This window comes from Dyella lipolytica (genome assembly GCF_030160075.1).
Classification (GTDB): Bacteria; Pseudomonadota; Gammaproteobacteria; order Xanthomonadales; family Rhodanobacteraceae; genus Dyella_B; species Dyella_B lipolytica.
This window is the reverse complement of sequence record NZ_BSNQ01000009.1, coordinates 1,000,930-1,018,106: the sequence shown is the minus strand read 5'-3', so window position 1 is coordinate 1,018,106 and position 17,177 is coordinate 1,000,930. Positions and strand designations below refer to the sequence as shown.

Here is a 17,177-nt window from a genome sequence, read left to right as displayed (position 1 = left end):
CCCTATGGCGGCCCTTACCTTACGCGACGGTGTTTGCCTTCTCCAGCTTGTCCAATGCGTCCAACCGCGCTTGCAGGGCAAGGTTTAGTTTTAGGGGTTGGCTCGGGGGTAACACCACCGTTTCCTCCGCGGTCAACGGTACATGGGGCAGATCGCGCAGGGCGACGCGACGGACGCGCGGCTTCTCGATCGGCAGCGTTGCTCCTCGATAAATGATCACCTCATGGTCGAGGGGGTAGTCCTGGCTGAGCAGGTCCACCAGGACCTGCCGGTACGCCGGCCCGGTCTGGAAGCGCCCCAGCGAGCGATCACCCACCAGGCCGACCTGCCACAGCACCAGATAGCCGGCGGGATCGATGCGCCGCTCATAGAAAAGCAGCTGACTGGCCTCGAAGTGCTGGCAGCCGAAGCGGCCGGGGTCGATCCCCAGATCGGCGTAGAGGCAGTCCTCGGCCGAAATGCCTGGCTCCATATGCGCCTCGAAGCCTTCCGCGCGCGCCGTCTCGATAGCCTTGTGCGGCGACCACGCAAAGATCCCGGGGTGGCCGTAAAACACCCCGCAGACGCGCTTGCCCGCGCGCACCTCGGTCATGATCAGCTCGACCCACTGCCGGTAGGTCTTCATGCGCGACTTGCCTTCCTGGTAGTAGGGCTGAAGGCTGCGTACATCCGGGTGCATGCGGTGCAGCCACATCTCCACGATGCCGTCGGAAAGCCCCGCGAATACCACGTCCGCCTGTTCGATATGACTACGTGCCAGCGGCGTGAGGTGCGAGCCCAGGGTCATGCCCATGCCGACGCAGGCCAGGCTGCCGCGATGGGCGTCTTTGGGTTGCGGTAAAGGAGATGTCGTCATCGCGTGATAGTAGGGTAGTTTCTGGGGTTGCGGCGTGTACCGGGAAACGTACATCCAGCAGCCGAAAAGGGGAAATTCGTGTCCATATCGAAGAAGTCGATCGGAGCCTGGTTGCTTTGCATCGTCGTGGCCGTGTTACTTGCCCTTGCGGGACTGGGCCTCTGGAAGCGCCCGGATCATGCGATTCGCGTGGCGACGGCCAGTGTTTCCGACGTGCTCTGTTCCGGTGTTTTTGTGTCGGGACTCGCGCCGGATCGCGTTTTCGCCGAGAACTACGCCGCAGACAAGGGCTTGGCCCTGCTGTTGCCGCACTTGCACTATTCAGTGGATCGCGTGCATCGCCGCATCACCACCGACTGGCATGGAAGGTTTGAAAATGTCGCAACCTACTACCCTAACTACGGTTGCGCGCTAGCCTGGCAAACACCGGATGCCAGCACCTTGCAGGCTGCCAGCGGTGCAGCAGGTCCAGCCGAGACCGAAGCCGTTGTAAACCCTAGTGATCCTCTCATCCGCGACGCACTGGCACGTGCGTTCGAGGAGCCGGCGACCGGCCCGCTCCGCCATACCCATGCGATCGTGATTTTGCATGACGGAAACATCGTTGCCGAGCAGTACGCCGAAGGATTCGGCCCTGACACACCGCAAATAGGTTTTTCCGTCAGCAAATCCGTCGTCAATGCGCTGGTGGGCATCCTGGTTAGGAAGGGCGAGCTCGATATCCACGCACCAGCACCAATCGCGGCTTGGAAAGACTCGGGCGACCCGCGCCACGGCATCACGCTCGATCAACTCATGCGGATGACATCGGGCCTTTCCCTCGCCGAAGAAGACAACGGATTCGATCCGGTATCCATCATGCTTTTCAGGATGCATGACATGGCTTCCTACGCGGCGCAGGCGCCGCTGAAGGCCACGCCTGGTCAGACATGGGAATACAGCAGCGGCAATACCTTGCTAGTGGCGGGTGTGATACGCGACAAGGTGAGTGGTGGCGCACCGGGACTGATCCGTTTCGCGCACAAGGAATTGTTCGATCCGATCGGCATGCGCCACGTGCTGATGGAATTCGATAGCGCGCAAACCTTGATTGGCTCGACGCGCATATATGCGTCTGCTCGTGACTGGGCCCGTTTCGGGCAGCTGTATCTCGATGGCGGCACGGTGAACGGTCAACGCATCCTACCTGCGCAGTGGGACACTTATTCGAGCAGCCCGACACTCGATAGTCCCTACGGCTCCGGTTTTTGGACCAATGTGGCGGCCAAGGGCGACACCCAAGCCCGTATCGAAGGGATGCCGCCAGATGCCTACATGGCGTCGGGTGCACAAGGACAGCGCATCGTGATCGTACCCGCGAAGCATCTGGTGATCGTCAGGCTCGGCACCACGGTCGATCCACCGAATTACGATATCAAGGGACTCGTACGCCTCGTTGCCGACGTATCTACGGCCATTAAATAAGCTCCCGACGTCGTAGTGTTGCGATGCAGGCCAGCCTTTCGTTTGTGCTTCCTGGCAATTGCGTTATGGCGCGGACCGGTGGGCACCTGGGCCGACACGCCAGCTATCCAGCAAGGTGCGTGTCTGCGCCAGCACGGTTGCCTTGAGCAGCGCGCCTTTGGCGGCATCGATTTCTTTCCATCCAAGCAAATCGAGGCAAGCGCCGGGCGGATGATAGAAAGGCATGATCTGGCCTTTCAGCGTAAGCATCCGGATGCGGGTTACCGAATCGTTGGGGCTGGTGCCCATGATGCGCGAAAGCAACGTCAATATCAGCTTGTTCAGCGGCTTCTTCAGTCGCTGATGCAGTAGCTTGGACGCCACGTCGGGTTCCTCGTCGGCGAGTTCCCTCGCGACGAAGAGACGTTTTTTCGATGCATAGGGTTGCAGGAGTACGCAGTCCATCGTCACTTCGTGGATGCCCAAGTACGCATCGATCAATGCGTCCGTGTCGCCATCGCTTTTCAATACATCGTTGGCCTGTCGCATCACCGGTGCGAAACGGGCCTTGAGATCGTTCGTGATGTATTCGGCGCAGGCCTGGTAGAGCCCTTCCTTGTTTTCGAAGTAGTACTGCAGCGCGGGTGCGTTGACCCCGGCGGCGGCGGCGATATCGCGCGTCGATGCACCGGCGAAGCCGTGCTCGCCGAACAAGGTCACTGCCGCGGCGATGATCCGCTGGCGTGTTTCGTCACCGCGTGCATAACCGCCGTCCGGCGGGCGGCGCGGGCGCCTGGTCTGATTCATGCGCTGGCTCTCATGCGTCGATCTGTTCTGCTCACGCTGGCAAAGATAACATTTGACAAATGTATTCCAATCGGAATAAATATTCCACTTGGAATAATTCTGGACGACTAGGCATGCCCGCTCCCACCGGATCACCATCAGGCGCCGCATCGAAAGATTCCGCCGTTCCGCCGGCACGCCGGTCGAAAGCACGTCAGTTCCTGCTGCCGATCGGCATGCTGGCGATCATTGCCGCCGTGCTGGCCACGGCCTACTGGTGGCTGGTCGGCCGCTTTATGCAGAGCACCGACGATGCGTATCTGCAGGCCGACAGCGTCACGATCGCGCCCAAAGTCAGCGGCTATGTCACCGACGTCTACGTCGGCGACAACGTGGCGGTGAACGCGGGCGATCCGTTGGTGCGCCTCGACAGTCGCCAATACCAGGCCGCGCTGGATCAAGCTCAGGCGACGGTCGATGCCCGCCAGGCCGACATCTTGCGTGCGCAGGCAGGCATTCAGCAGCAGCGTGCCGCCATCGAACAGGCCAAGGCGCAACAGCAGGCCGCCCAGATCAGCAGCAGCCACGCCGAAGACGAAGTGCGTCGCTACGGACCGCTGGCCAAAACGGGTGCCGAGAGCGGCGACCAGCTATCGGTGCTGGTCAGCAATCGCGATCAAGCCCGCGCGACGCTGGCCGCAGACACCGCCGCCGTCGACCAGGCGCAGGCGAGAATTGCCGACCTGACCGCGCAAATCGCCCAGGCCCACGCACAGCTGGAGGCGGCGCAAGCGTCTGCGCAGCAGTCGCGACTCGATCTGCAGGACACCTTGGTTCGCAGTACGTTGGCAGGACGCGTGGGCGACCGCATGGTACGTGTCGGGCAGTATGCGCAACCCGGTACGCGCATGATGACGGTGGTACCGGTGCAGAGCGTGTATCTCACCGCCAACTTCAAAGAAACCCAGGTCGGCCGGATGCGCGCGGGCCAGCATGCGAGCGTGCATGTCGATGCACTGCCTGATGCGGATCTGCACGGCGTGGTCGACAGTTTCGCGCCGGGCACCGGTTCGCAATTCGCGCTGCTACCGCCGGAGAATGCGACCGGCAACTTCACCAAGATCGTGCAGCGCGTACCCGTGCGGATCCGCCTCGATACCGATGAGCAAACCCGCAAGTTGCTGTTACCCGGCTTGTCGGTGACGGTGGAGGTGGACACGCGCTCGGCGAGCGATCATCCGCAACCGACGACGGCAGCAAACGGTCATGGCTGAGACGGCCGCCCTGCCGGCCAGCCATCCCGAACGTGCCAGCGTAGCGGACTGGACCGCGGTGGCGGCGGGTGCGCTCGGCGCACTGATGGCCACGCTCGACATCTCCATTACCAATTCGGCACTGCCACAAATCCAGGGCGAAATCGGTGCCACCGGCACCGAGGGCACCTGGATTTCGACCGGCTATCTGATGTCGGAGATCGTGATCATTCCACTTGCCGCGTGGTTGACGCGAGTCTTCGGCCTGCGCAATTTTTTGCTTGGCGGTTCCATCCTGTTCATTCTGTTTTCGATGATGTGCGGCGTGTCGCATACGTTGACGGCGATGGTGATCGGCCGCATCGGTCAGGGTCTGACCGGTGGAGCGATGATTCCAACCGGCCAGACCATCATTCGCAGTCGTTTGCCCATGTCGCAGTTGCCGGTCGGCATGACGATCTTTGGCTTGATCGTGCTGCTGGGTCCCTTGCTCGGTCCCGTGCTGGGCGGCTGGCTCACGGAAAACATCAGTTGGAGCTGGTGCTTTTTCATCAACCTGCCAGTGTGCATGGGGTTGATCGCGTTGTTGTTGATCGGTCTTCCATCGGATCGACCGCATTGGGATGCAGTGAAGCAGGCCGATTGGGTGGGCATCGTCGGCCTCTCGGCCGGCCTCAGCTCATTGACGGTCGTGCTGGAAGAGGGGCAGCGCGAACGCTGGTTCGAATCCAACATGATTGTCTGGCTCAGCCTGCTATCGCTAGCAGGCATGCTGTTGATTGCGATCTCGCAATTCACCGCCAAAAAGCCGGTGATGCGCTTGAGCCTGCTGCGAAATCCGCGTTACGCCAGCGTCATCATCATCGTGACGGTCGTCGGTGGCGTGTTCTATTCGGTGATCTATTTGATACCGCAATTTCTCGGCCTGATCGCGGGATACAACGCGGAACAGTCCGGTTGGATCATGCTGATGTCCGGCCTGCCGGCCTTCCTGGTCATGCCAATACTGCCGCGACTACTTGGCAGGGTCGATTTTCGAATACTGGCCATCATCGGTCTGCTGTGTTTCGTCGTGAGCTGTATGTTGGATATTCACCTGACTGCGCAAAGCGTCGGTCACGATTTCTTATGGTCACAGCTGATTCGCGGCTCAGGCCAGATGCTGGTGTTCATGCCGTTGAATCAAGCCTCGATGGCAGCCGTATCGCGCGAGGAAGCGGGTGACGCGGCCGGCGTCTACAACATGGCGCGCAATCTCGGCGGCTCGATCGGCCTGGCGATCATCGGTACGGTGATCGACCGGCGCAATACATTTCATGTGGCGTCGATTCGCGAGTCGCTGACTGCCAATTCGCTGCTTGGCCAGGACCGACTCGCCGCCTACGCGGCCAATTGGTTCGCGCGTACCGGTGACATGGCGTATTCGAAGATGCGTGCGCTCGGTCAGCTCGCCGCGCAGATCCAGCAGCAAGCCATGGTGATCACCTTTTCGGAAACCTTTTACATACTCGCCATTGCATTGGCGTGCTGCATACCGCTTGCGCTGCTGCTGAAGACGCCGCGCTATCACGCGCCGGCGGCCGAGGGCCATTAAGGATGTTCGTTATGTCTACGTACGAGTCATGCTCCTCGCGTGTCCTGCGGGTCGCGTTGATCGCCTCGATCGCGGCACTGTCGGGTTGTACCGTGGGACCCGATTATCGTGGCGCGCCGGAGGTGGCAAATAACGCCGTGCATGCGAATGCTTTCGTGCGTGCGCCGGCCGCCGGCACCGCATCGACGCATGCGCCGAGCAGATGGTGGAGCACGTTGGGCGATCCGCAGCTGGATGCGCTGATCGATGCGGCGCTGGCGCATAACCAGGACCTGCAGGCGGCGCAGGCGCGCTTGCGCGAATCGCGTGCGCAGCTGCAACAGCAGCGAGCTGAAGCTCTGCCGAAGGTCTCGGCCGATGCGGCAGCGCTGCGTATGCGTAAGCCGGACTTGTCCAGTCTGCAGACATCACAGCAAACGAGCGGCAACGCTGCGTCGACAGGCCAGACTGCGAACGCTTCGCAAGGGCGCGGTCCGCTGCAGCTGTATACCGCGGGCTTCGACGCCTCTTGGGAAATCGACTTGTTCGGCGGAACGCGCCGCGCCGTCGAGGCGGCATCCGCGCAGGCCGAAGCGGTCGATGCAGATCTCGCCGATACTCAGGTATCGCTGGCCGCTGAAGTAGCCCAGGCGTACATCGGTCTGCGCGATCAGCAGCAGCGTCTCGCGTTGGCCAACCAATCAGCCGAACTCGAACAGCAGACACTCACGCTGATCCAGCAGCGCCGCGCACGCGGTGTCGGCACCGATGCGGATGTCGAACGACAGAGCACGCAAGTCGAAAACACTCGCGCCACACTGATTCCGCTCGACGAGCAGGTCACCGAATCGCTGGACCAGCTTGCCATGCTCACCGGCCAGGCTCCCGGTGCATTGGATCGCGAACTGTCGGCACCCACGCCTTTGCCCGCGTTACCGACGACGGTGCCCATCGACGATCCGGCGACGATGCTGCAGCAGCGGCCGGATATCCGCGCTGCCGAACGGCGGCTTGCCTCGAGCAATGCGCAGATCGGCGAACACACCGCCGACCTGTTTCCCAAGGTGACGATGCTGGGTTTCATCGGCTCCAACGCCGCCGACCCCGGACATCTGACGCGGAAAAGCGCGCTCACTTGGTTGGGCGTGCCTTACCTGCAATGGGATGTACTCGATTTCGGGCGCACGCGCGGCAGCATCCGTCAGGCCGAGGCGAGCCGAGACGAGGCGATCGCCCGCTATTCGCAGACCGTGCTCGCCGCTTTGCAAGATGCCAATACTGCGCTGTCCCGCTACGGTCATCAGCGCGATAGCGTCGCGCGATTGCAGCAGATCGACGCATCCGCCGATCGTTCCGCGACGCTGATGCGCCAGCGTTACGAAGCAGGTGCGTCTTCGATGATCGATCTGCTGGACACGCAACGCGTGCAATTTACCGCGCAACAGAATCTCGTCGAAGGGCAGGCCGACCTGCTGAAGGATTTCGTGTCGCTGCAGAAGAGCCTGGGGCTAGGCTGGGTTCCGCGGACTCAGTGAGCGTATCGGCTATGGATTGGTACTCATCCACACGCGATGGCTGCCTACGGTAGAACCCGGCAGCTATCGATCAGCTCGCTGGTCGCGCCATGCCTCATCCCCAGGGATCGATGGGTAGTACGGCGATCGGGCGCTTGCTTGCGGATGAAATAATCGCCGAGTAGCTATGGTCGCCGCGTTGGAGAGGTAGCACCTCCAGTGTCTGGGAAGGTGCTGCCGCCTGCAGGCGATTGAGGTAAGCCCGTTGCGAATCTGTTGCGTTCTTGAGCGACGCCAATGGCATAGCGCGCCTCATCACGGCGTCTATCACTTGGTCGTAAGGCAAATAATACTGGGGCAGCTGGTCGATATCCTTGCCGCTCTCCATGACCTTTAGCGCAAAATTTCTAGACCCACCATCCTTGGGCGGAAGCGCGCCCACCAATACCGGTCCGGTCCACGAACGCTTGCGAAATTCCGTTCGCTCGCCTTTGGCCAGGTCGTCATCGCTAAGTTGATTGGCTGACACCATCACCAGCCGATCCACTTCGGCAACGATGAACACCGGTCGTGCGCTGATGATGACATGTAGGCCGTAGCCGAAAGCGATGGCCTGCAATACGCCGATGACAGTAAGGTCCAGCCGCAACAATTTGGCTGCCTTATCGCGATTGACTACCAGAAGCGTGAGTAGCGGACCAATGCAGACATCGACCCCCATCAGCAGCAGGATCAGTCCATTGGCCCCGGCGGCGGAAGAGTACGGTGAGGGAAACCAGACGAAGTAGAGCAACGCACCTATCAGTGCGGCTAGTAAGACGCTGATCAACAGATGGATGGTGGCGGCTTTCCAGCGATTCATGGCTCGAGATGGGAACGGGTATTGACCTCCACAAAATATACGATACCCAATCACGACTTTCCTAGAACGATGCACACCACTGGAAAGCTTTGGCCCGAGCGGCCGCCGGATCGACAAGATGATGCATCGACGCCGATGCGCCAGCGTTACGAAGCAGGTACGTCTTCGATGATCGATCTGCTGGACACGCAACGCGTGCAATTTACCGCGCAACAGAATCTCGTCGAAGGGCGGGCCGACCTGCTGAAGGATTTCGTGTCGCTGCAGAAGAGGCTGGGGCTAGGCTGGGTTTCGCGGAATCAGTGAGCGTATCGGCTTGCGATCACCGTGACCTGATGAAATCGATAAACACGCGCAGCGGCGCAGGCAGATGACGGCGTCCCGGGTAGTAGAGAAATGGACCGGTGAACGTCTGCCACCAAGGCTCCAGCACGGGTTCGAGCGCGCCACGGTCGAAGTAGGGGCGCAACCAATCCTCGAAGAGATGGATCACACCCAGGCCACCCACGGCCGCTTCAACGGCCAGGTCCACTGCAGCGCCTAGGCGAACCATCAACGGACCGCTGGGATCAACCCGTACGATCTCTCCGTCACGTTCAAACTCCCAAGTGGGAATGACGCCGCCAGCAAACTGTCCGCGTAGACAGGCATGATCGAGCAGGTCGCGCGGGTGTTCGGGTCGACCTCTGGCGTTGAGGTAGTCCGGTGACGCAGCGGTCGCGAAGCGCTGAAAGCGCGGGCCGATGGGTACGGCGATCATGTCCTGCTCAAGCCGTTCGTCGTAGCGGATGCCGGCGTCGCAACCCGCCGCGAGCATGTCGACGAAGCTATCCTCCACGATCACTTCCAGCTTGATCTCGGGATAGGTCTTGAGGAATGGCGTGACGATCGAAGGAAGAACGATGCGGGCGACGCTGGCTGGCACGTTGAGTCGGAGCGTTCCCGTCGGTCGGTCCCGGAAACTGTTGACGACGTCCACCGCAGCTTCCACTTCACCGAGCGCGGGCACGAGTCGTTCGGCCAGGCGAGCGCCGGCCTCCGTCGGCAAGACACTGCGGGTGGTGCGGTTAAGTAGCCGGACGCCAAGGCGCTTTTCCAGTCGCCGCACGGCCTCGCTTAGGCTTGAGGCGGAGCTGCCGCTGGCTCGGGCTCCTTCACGGAAGCCTCCCGCTTGCACCACGGTCAGAAATGCAAAGAGGTCCTGGAGATCTGTCGCCATTGTTCGATACTCCGCACAACCTGTGCCGATTACATCGGATTATCGCGCGGCTGATCAGTGCCTATAGTTGCACCCTACCCACATTTCGATCGCACTTTCCTGGAGGCCATATGACCAAACTTAAGAAATCGGGGGCTTTTTCCCTGGGTGACCGCAAGGTGACCCGACTGGGCTACGGCGCCATGCAGTTGGCGGGTCCTGGCGTGTTCGGGCCACCGAAGGACCGCGGTGCCGCGCTTGCGGTGCTTCGCGAGGCGGTAGCGTCCGGCGTGGATCACATCGATACCAGCGACTTCTACGGGCCGCACGTCACCAACCAGCTGATCCGTGAAGCACTGCATCCCTATGCGCAGAACCTGGTGATCGTGACCAAGGTTGGCGCGACGCGCGGCGCAGACGCGTCATGGAATGCGGCGCAGAGCCCTGCCGAGCTGACACGTGCCGTCCATGACAATCTCCGCAACCTTGGTCTCGATGTGCTGGACGTCGTAAACCTGCGTGTTATGGGAAATGTTCACGAGCCCAGTGACGGATCGATCGAGGAGCAGTTCACGGCATTGGCGGAGCTGCAGCAGCAAGGGCTGATACGGCACCTTGGCCTGAGCAACGTGACCTCTGCGCAAGTTGCGCAGGCGCAGCGCATCGCCGCGGTGGTTTGTGTGCAGAATCACTACAACCTCGTGCATCGCCATGACGACGCGTTCATCGATGAGCTTAGCCAGAAGGGCATCGCCTATGTTCCCTTCTTTCCGCTTGGCGGCTTTACGCCGCTCCAGTCCGAGACCTTGTCGTCCGTCGCCAAACGACTCGGCGCGACGCCGATGCAGGTTGCACTTGCCTGGTTGCTCGCACGCGCACCCAACATGCTGCTCATCCCGGGCACGTCGTCACTCGGACATCTGAAGGAAAATCTGGCGGCAGCCGATCTAGTGCTCACGCAAGACGTTCTCGACGAACTGGAAGAGATCGGACAGAAGCGCGATTAATCGCTAGCCGGTAAGCTCAAGAACCACGGACGCCGCTACCGTCGTAGGGTTACGCAATATCTGATAGCTCCGCGCGTGCCGCTAGTAATTCGTAAATTAGGATCGTGTCTTTCGTGCGTCAGAACGTAAGGGGTACGAGAATATGGATACGAACAAGAAGACGGCGAGACTGGCTGGCTTGTTGTATTTGGTTACCGTAATAACCGGCATATTCAGTCTCATCTACGTTCCGTCGCGCATCAGCGCTCATGGTGATGCAACGCTGGTAGTCGCCAACATCGTGACACTTGAGCCGTTATTCCGCCTTGGCATCGCGGCAGGCGCGCTAGGCTATGTTGCTTTCCTTATTTTACCCTTGGCGCTATACAAACTGCTCAGCCCAGTGGACAAAAATGCAGCTGTGCTGATGGTGGCGTTAGCTGTCGCCTGTGTACCCATTTACTTTGTTGCTATAGCTAATCAGCTTGATGTTCTGTCGCTCATCGACGGTGATAAATACCAGAAGTTGTTCACGTCCGATCAGTTGCGTGCAAGAGTCATGTTGTCGATGGATGCGTACGACAATCGGGTTTTTATTTCCGAGATCTTCTGGGGGCTGTGGCTACTTCCGTTCGGCTATCTCGTATTCAAGTCCGGCTTTCTTCCCAAACTTCTCGGTGTGTTACTGATGCTGGGATGCTTCAGTTACTTGATTGACTATTTCGGACGCATGCTCTTTCCAGGCCACACTGTACCGAGCTTGGTCATGCTGCCCGCATCCCTTGGGGAAATCGGCATCTGCTTGTGGCTCGTCATATTGGGTATTCGCAAACCAAAACATGCCGCCGATTGATCAGTCGGGTCATTCGTTGCCGCTGTTACGGAAGCGGCTTTACGGTAGACATCCAAATGGGCGGCCCTCTGCTTTTATCCGCTTAGCGTGTTGCCAAATCGGTCAGCTGATTTCGCGATCGGCTAAACGAAAACCACGGCGCGCTGCGATACGACTCGGTGACGATCCACGCTGCGGCGGTAATGACCGTCGAAATCAGCAGGCCGGTCCAAACGAATCGTTGTGCCGGCGTAGCCATTACGGTGGGAATCCATACGAATAACGTAAAGATGCCCGTCATCACTGTCTCCAGTGTGGCGGCCAGGCGCGGCAGAACAGCAAAAAGGATCGCGACGCCGGCAGCGATGTGCGCCAGGCCGGTCACATAGGCCCAGCCAAGACGATCGGGCAACCATGCCGGCACCATGTCTGCAGTGGGTTGCAGATAGAGAAGGTGTTCCAGGCCGAGTAGCGGCAACGCGACGGCAAACAAAAATCGTGCGATGTGCACCGCTTTCGCGCCGGCGAGCGGAGCGAAGTAGAAACGGCTTGCGGGCGTCGCCGCGGATGCATAAAGCATCCAGCTCGCTGCAACCAATGTAAGGATTTCGGCAGCACCGCCCCAGGTGATTTCCTGCGTCGGCGCGGCCACGATGCGCGGAACATGCAGAGCCAGCAGCCAGACAAGCGTATAGATCGTCAGCGCCAGCGACGCTGGCACCACGGTGCGTCTGCTAAGCAGGCCGAGGCCGGCGATAAGCATGACGGCCCCCGAAACGACGGCAAGAAATGCGCGCCCGGGAATACCTGGCGGAACAGGCTGCCACACCGAGGCGAAATCGCCCGAAAACAGACTAAGGATGCCTAGCCCGATAAACGCTATGGCAAATACAACGCGGCCCAGCACACTGATGCGCATTTGCAACGCTCCTATTCCGATCGTCGAAGGGAACTACGGTCGCGGCTGTATCACATGCTATGTCGTCACGCCGCCCAGCGCACATTCAGCTCAGGGGTGTCGGCGATTCGCAAGAGCCAATTTAAGCGTGCGAAGCCATACCAAAGTCAGACCGAAATACATGACATTAGCTGACATGTTTAGTGCGCCAAGATGCGGACCACACCCCAGGAGGAGCACTCCATGAAACCGTTTCGTGTCACGCTCGCAACTGTCATGTTGGCATCTGTTATGAGTGCCGCAGCACCCGTCTACGCGTCACAGGACACACCCAAGCCGATGCAGGCCGCGCCCCATCTGAGCAGCCTGCACGACTTTGATTTTCTCGTCGGCAACTGGCGCGTTCACCATCGCAAATTGAAGGAACGCCTGGCCGGCAGTCACGATTGGGTGGAATTCGACGGAACATGCAGCATGCGCCAGCTGATGAACGGCTGGGCCAATGTAGATGACAACGTCATGAGTGTGCCTGGCAGCGCGTATCGCGGTGTCGGACTTCGTTCCTACGATCCAAAAACCGGTCTATGGGCCATCTGGTGGCTCGACGGGCGCGATCCGTTCGGCAATCTCGATCCGCCGGTGAAAGGCCACTTCGTGAACGGCGTAGGCAACTTCTACTCCGACGATACGCTCAACGGAAAACCCGTCCGCGTGCGTTACACGTGGTCGCACATCACATCGACCAGCGCGCGTTGGGAGCAGGCGTACTCTCCCGACGGCGGCAAGACCTGGGAAACGAATTGGGTGATGGATTTCGTGCGAGCGATTTGACACCAGCGGCCTGCGCGCGTGATGTTCGCAACGATGAGCGTCACGCGCGAACCGGATTGCCGCAAACTTGCCATAACTTTTCCCGCCAAAGATCCGCTACGGCAACTAGGATGGCGTTCTCGCGCAACGTCCTGTCCCTTCTTGCGGAGCGATCCCGTGAATCGTCGAAACCTGTTGAAAAGCGTCTTGATCGGCGCTTCGGCCCTTGCCATCCGCCCATCGTTCTCCATCGCGGCAGATGCGGATGACACCAAGAAACGCCTGGCGGAGTTGGAACGTCGGTACGGCGGTCGACTGGGCGTGGCCATTCTGGATACCGGCAGCGAACGTCGCATTGTTTATCGTGCCGACGAGCGCTTCATGATGTGCAGCACGTTCAAGCTGCTGTTGGTGGGCGCGACACTCGCGCGAGTCGATCACGGCGCAGAGCGGCTGGATCGTCGCGTGGTGTTCGGCCAGGAGGCGGTATTGTCCTATGCACCGGTGACCAGTCGACATGTCGGCGCACCGGGCATGACCGTTGCCGAACTTTGTCAGGCCGCCATCGCCGTCAGCGACAACACCGCGGCAAATCTACTGGTAGCGAGCCTGGGCGGACCTGCCGCGGTGACGGCCTATGCGCGGCAACTCGGCGACCCCCTGACGCGCCTGGATCACATCGAGCCCGAACTCAATGTACCCAGCGCCGATCATGTCAGCGATACCACCACGCCTAACGCCATGCTCGGCGATCTGCGAACTCTCGTGCTTGGCAACGCACTTTCCGATACGTCACGCAAACAGCTGATCGAATGGCTGTGCGAAACCACCACCAGCAAGGATCTTTTGCGAGCAGGTATACCTGCCGGTTGGCGTGTCGGCGACAAGACAGGCAGTGGCTATGGGGCCACCAACGACGTCGCCATCATCTGGCCACCGCAACGCAAGCCGCTGCTGGTTGCGACCTACTACGCGGGAGCGACGGCGGATGCTGCGCGTCCGAGTGCGCTATTCACGGAGGTGGGGCGCATTGCTGCGTCGATGTAGCCCGCGGATTTTCAGCGACAAACGCATCCTGATTTCAAATGAGGGAGCTCAAAACGTGATGCCGCGAGAATTGCAGTATCGGCCGATCGCTTCCGGCGTACCGGATGCGTCCGCCAGTGCGACATAAGTATCCGGCCTCAAAAGATAGAGTGCGTTGCGCACGAAGCCGGCTGCTTCGTGTTCCGGTCGCCAATCGAAGACATGCAACGGCAAATCATGGCCGGCACACCAGTCGACGAGTTCGGTGCGTGCGTTGCCATAAACATGCACCTGCCAGCGGATCGCGGTGAGGCCGGCAAAATTGTCGTGATCAGTTACCGCGGCCCAGGGTAGTCGGTCGCCACCGTGAATGTGACCGGCCGAACCTTCGCTAAGCGGGCATCCGCGATAGTTCAGCGTAATTTGCGAAACGGTGCGGAACAGAAATTCGCGCGTCGCTTCAAAGCGGGTGATGGCGGGAATCAGAACGGGTGCCAAACGCGTGCGAACGATATCCGCCATGCGACCTTCCGCGGTAGCGAAGCTGAAAACCCGATCGGTGGTGGCAACCAGTCGACGCGCGAAGCCGATCCGTTCGGCCTCATAGCTGTCGAGCAAGGCATCACCGGCGCGTCCGGCCAGCACGGCGGCCAGTTTCCAGGCCAGATTGATCGCATCGCCGATGCCGGTGTTCATGCCTTGGCCGCCGGCCGGGCTGTGAATGTGTGCCGCGTCGCCCAACAAAAAAGCCCGGCCTACGCGGAACTGTTCGGTCACGCGGTGGTGCACGCGATACGTCGAAAACCAATGCACGTTGTCGATGTTGACCTTCAGATGTTGAATGGCTCGATCGCTGACATCCTCGAACTTGAGCGTCTCGGCGCGATCCGCGCGTTCGTCGCGAACCGTACCGATCAAACGCACTCGTCCTTGGCCGGCCAACGGGAAAACGGCGAGGAAATCCGCTTCATCGAGATCGATATGCAGTTCGCCGTTGATCGAGGGGCCGGAGGCTTCGACATCGGCAACATAGAACACTTGTCGGTAGGTGCCACCCGGAAAGCCTGTGCCGACGGTTTCGCGCACCAGCGAGCGTGCGCCATCACAGCCCGCGATATAGCTGGCCTCCCAACTTTCCTCACTGCCATCGGGTCCGCGTAGGCGCGCGACAATGCGTCCGCCTTCGTCGGTAAAGCCGATCAGCTCGGTGTTGCGCTGAACCCTTACGCCGAGTGCTTCGAGTCGTCCGACAAGCAGGCGCTCATGTTGATCCTGCGGAAAGATCTGCAAAAACGGATAGGGCGTGAGGTCCGAGCCGATCACCTCGAACCCGACTCGCGTCGCGCGCTCGCCCTTCACCCACAAATTGACCGCGGGCACTTTGTGGCCGCTGCCCACGACGGCATCGGTGAGGTCGAGCTGGCGATAAAGTTCCAGCGTCCGCGCCTGGACGGCCAAGGCGCGCGAGGTCGTGCCCGGCTCGGATGTCTTATCGACAATGTGGACGTTGACACCGAGCTTGGTGAGCCAGAGTGCAAGCACCAAACCGGTGGGGCCGGCTCCGACAATCAAGACGTCGCTACGCATCGGGGTTACCTCGCTGTGACTGCTTGGCCGTCTTCGAGTCGTTCAACATGGAGCTGCGATGTTTCATGTATGGCGGACAGTCGCCTCAGAAGCGGAAGCAGTGCCAGCGCAGCCACCGCGCCCGCAACCGCGAGCAACGCGAGGTTGTCGAACAGTCTCGCGTAGATCGCCAGGCTGACCAGTGGACCGGTGACGCTTTTCGGGACGCTGGCCAGGTTTGCGACAACGCTGCCAAGGTATTCCGACACGCCCGCCGCGACAAAGAAAGCACCCATCATGAAGCCACTCATGCGCGCAGGTACGTAGCGTGAAATCATCGCAAGGCCGAGTGCGGCGACCAGCAGTTCGCCCAACGAGTAGAAGCCGTAGCCAAGAATCATGACCCATGACGGCACCTTCCCACCGCTAGCCCAATGACGGCTGAAACCAAAGACAAAAAAACCGACGGCGACGGCGGCAAAGCCGATGGCGAATTTCGCGGCGATAGGAAGGTCACGTTTGCCGAGCCGTCGATAGATCCACGCCAGCACTGGCGAGAGCAGCATGATCCAGATGGCATTGATCGCCGGGTATTGTGCAGGTGACCAATTGAAAAGATGCCGCCCAAACAGCGTCTGGTCGCCATCGACATTGCGTAGCGCGAACAACGTCAACGACGTCGCCACCTGCTGATAGAAAATGAAGAACAACGACGCCTCTGCAAGCAGAATCAATGCCACCACCAGTCCGGCGCGCTCGGAGCGCGATCCGTTTACGATCATGTAGCCGAAAACGCAGAGAATTGCGCCAGCGCCGACATATACGCAGTCGACGCCGATCTCGCTGTGCTGAATGACGAAAGCCGCAACAAACAGCGCCACGAAACTGCCGCCAAGCACCATCGCCAGACGGTCCCAGCGCAAGGGGTGTGTGTCGGGCAACGAACCCATGCGCGTCAGCGTGCGGGCCATGCATGCATAGTTGATCAGGCCGATGACCAGTCCGGCGCAGCACACGGCAAAGGCGGTATGCCAGCTCCAGTGATCCTTGATCCAGGGTGTCAGCAATACCGCCACCGTGGCAGCGATATTGTTGATCATGTAATAGAGCGTGAAAGCGCTATCGAGTTTGGCGTCGAGACCTTCATAGACGCGTCGAACGAGATTTGCCGCGTTGGCTTTGAACAGCCCGTTGCCGACGATAATTACGCCGAGCGCCATGAAAAGCCGCTGCAAGTGATCCCCGCACAGCGACAGCAGCAAGTACCCCAAGGCAAGCGTGGCACCGCCGAGCACCATGCAACGCTTCGCACCCAGCACCTTGTCGCCGATCCAGCCGCCGACCGCAGGCGCGGCGAAAATCAACGCGGAAAACGCACCCCAGATCAGATTGACCTGGGCGTCCTCAATACCCATCCGCTGGACCATGAACAACACCAGCAACACCGCGATACCGTAATAGCCAAAGCGTTCCCATAGCTCGATCAGCAAAACGGTCTGGAACGAACGACGCGCTTGGGAGGGCGAAGGGTTGGAAGTTCCATCTTCCCGGCGGAGAAGAGTGCGCGGCACGAT

16 protein-coding genes are annotated in these 17,177 nt (G+C 60.2%); 9 read left to right on the top strand and 7 right to left on the bottom strand.

Annotated features, from left to right (window positions below):
- Nucleotides 1-19: 19 nt before the first annotated feature.
- Nucleotides 20-856, bottom strand: a complete 837-nt coding sequence (locus QQL64_RS17810; RefSeq protein ID WP_284402053.1) for an SAM-dependent methyltransferase — start codon at nt 854-856, stop codon at nt 20-22.
- A 78-nt stretch (nt 857-934) separates the two neighbouring features.
- On the opposite strand from QQL64_RS17810, the gene QQL64_RS17805 reads away from it, so the two are divergent.
- Nucleotides 935-2,320 carry a serine hydrolase domain-containing protein gene (locus tag QQL64_RS17805; RefSeq protein WP_284402050.1) on the top strand — a complete coding sequence of 462 codons (1,386 nt, stop codon included), beginning with the start codon at nt 935-937 and terminating at the stop codon, nt 2,318-2,320.
- Nucleotides 2,321-2,383: 63 nt separating this feature from the next.
- Here the strand turns inward: QQL64_RS17805 and QQL64_RS17800 are convergent, their stop codons facing one another.
- Nucleotides 2,384-3,106, bottom strand: coding sequence for a CerR family C-terminal domain-containing protein (locus tag QQL64_RS17800; protein WP_284402048.1), 723 nt, complete (start codon nt 3,104-3,106; stop codon nt 2,384-2,386).
- 113 nt (nt 3,107-3,219) lie between these two features.
- Between QQL64_RS17800 and QQL64_RS17795 the strand changes: the two genes are divergently transcribed.
- From QQL64_RS17795 to QQL64_RS17785, 3 genes are read left to right on the top strand one after another with little or no spacing between them, the layout of a single operon-like run.
- Nucleotides 3,220-4,359: an HlyD family secretion protein gene (locus QQL64_RS17795; RefSeq protein WP_284402046.1), complete on the top strand. Its 1,140-nt coding sequence runs from the start codon at nt 3,220-3,222 to the stop codon at nt 4,357-4,359.
- The gene (locus QQL64_RS17790; protein ID WP_284402044.1) at nt 4,352-5,932 is read left to right on the top strand and encodes an MDR family MFS transporter; all 1,581 of its coding nucleotides are present in this window, start codon (nt 4,352-4,354) and stop codon (nt 5,930-5,932) included. The genes QQL64_RS17795 and QQL64_RS17790 overlap by 8 nt, the downstream gene beginning before the upstream one ends.
- Nucleotides 5,933-5,943: 11 nt before the next feature.
- On the top strand, nt 5,944-7,446 hold the full coding sequence (locus QQL64_RS17785) for an efflux transporter outer membrane subunit (RefSeq protein ID WP_284402042.1): 1,503 nt from the start codon (nt 5,944-5,946) through the stop codon (nt 7,444-7,446).
- 94 nt (nt 7,447-7,540) lie between these two features.
- Here QQL64_RS17785 and tfpZ read toward each other — a convergent pair whose 3' ends face one another.
- Nucleotides 7,541-8,287, bottom strand: a complete 747-nt coding sequence (gene tfpZ, locus QQL64_RS17780; protein WP_284402040.1) for a TfpX/TfpZ family type IV pilin accessory protein — start codon at nt 8,285-8,287, stop codon at nt 7,541-7,543.
- A 135-nt stretch (nt 8,288-8,422) separates the two neighbouring features.
- Here tfpZ and QQL64_RS17775 point away from each other — a divergent pair, with 135 nt between their 5' ends.
- Entirely contained in the window at nt 8,423-8,593 is a 171-nt protein-coding gene (locus QQL64_RS17775) for a TolC family protein (protein WP_284402038.1), read from the top strand.
- 16 nt (nt 8,594-8,609) lie between these two features.
- On the opposite strand, the gene QQL64_RS17770 is transcribed toward QQL64_RS17775, so the two are convergent.
- Nucleotides 8,610-9,506, bottom strand: a complete 897-nt coding sequence (locus tag QQL64_RS17770; RefSeq protein ID WP_284402036.1) for a LysR family transcriptional regulator — start codon at nt 9,504-9,506, stop codon at nt 8,610-8,612.
- A gap of 110 nt (nt 9,507-9,616) precedes the next feature.
- On the opposite strand from QQL64_RS17770, the gene QQL64_RS17765 reads away from it, so the two are divergent.
- Together QQL64_RS17765 and QQL64_RS17760 are read left to right on the top strand one after the other, a co-directional pair.
- Nucleotides 9,617-10,492 carry an aldo/keto reductase family oxidoreductase gene (locus tag QQL64_RS17765; RefSeq protein WP_284402034.1) on the top strand — a complete coding sequence of 292 codons (876 nt, stop codon included), beginning with the start codon at nt 9,617-9,619 and terminating at the stop codon, nt 10,490-10,492.
- Between the two features lie 142 nt (nt 10,493-10,634).
- A complete protein-coding gene (locus tag QQL64_RS17760; protein ID WP_284402032.1) occupies nt 10,635-11,324 on the top strand; it encodes a DUF4386 domain-containing protein in 690 nt (229 codons plus the stop codon).
- An 82-nt stretch (nt 11,325-11,406) separates the two neighbouring features.
- Here the strand turns inward: QQL64_RS17760 and QQL64_RS17755 are convergent, their stop codons facing one another.
- On the bottom strand, nt 11,407-12,222 hold the full coding sequence (locus tag QQL64_RS17755) for a DoxX family membrane protein (protein ID WP_284402031.1): 816 nt from the start codon (nt 12,220-12,222) through the stop codon (nt 11,407-11,409).
- Nucleotides 12,223-12,444: 222 nt separating this feature from the next.
- Between QQL64_RS17755 and QQL64_RS17750 the strand changes: the two genes are divergently transcribed.
- Together QQL64_RS17750 and bla are read left to right on the top strand one after the other, a co-directional pair.
- The gene (locus tag QQL64_RS17750; RefSeq protein WP_284402029.1) at nt 12,445-13,032 is read left to right on the top strand and encodes a hypothetical protein; all 588 of its coding nucleotides are present in this window, start codon (nt 12,445-12,447) and stop codon (nt 13,030-13,032) included.
- Nucleotides 13,033-13,188: 156 nt separating this feature from the next.
- The gene (gene bla / locus QQL64_RS17745; RefSeq protein ID WP_284402027.1) at nt 13,189-14,058 is read left to right on the top strand and encodes a class A beta-lactamase; all 870 of its coding nucleotides are present in this window, start codon (nt 13,189-13,191) and stop codon (nt 14,056-14,058) included.
- A 48-nt stretch (nt 14,059-14,106) separates the two neighbouring features.
- On the opposite strand, the gene QQL64_RS17740 is transcribed toward bla, so the two are convergent.
- Both QQL64_RS17740 and QQL64_RS17735 read right to left on the bottom strand, forming a co-directional pair.
- Nucleotides 14,107-15,624: an FAD-dependent monooxygenase gene (locus tag QQL64_RS17740; protein WP_284402025.1), complete on the bottom strand. Its 1,518-nt coding sequence runs from the start codon at nt 15,622-15,624 to the stop codon at nt 14,107-14,109.
- Nucleotides 15,625-15,629: 5 nt separating this feature from the next.
- A complete protein-coding gene (locus QQL64_RS17735; RefSeq protein WP_284402023.1) occupies nt 15,630-17,174 on the bottom strand; it encodes a peptide MFS transporter in 1,545 nt (514 codons plus the stop codon).
- Nucleotides 17,175-17,177: the final 3 nt, after the last annotated feature.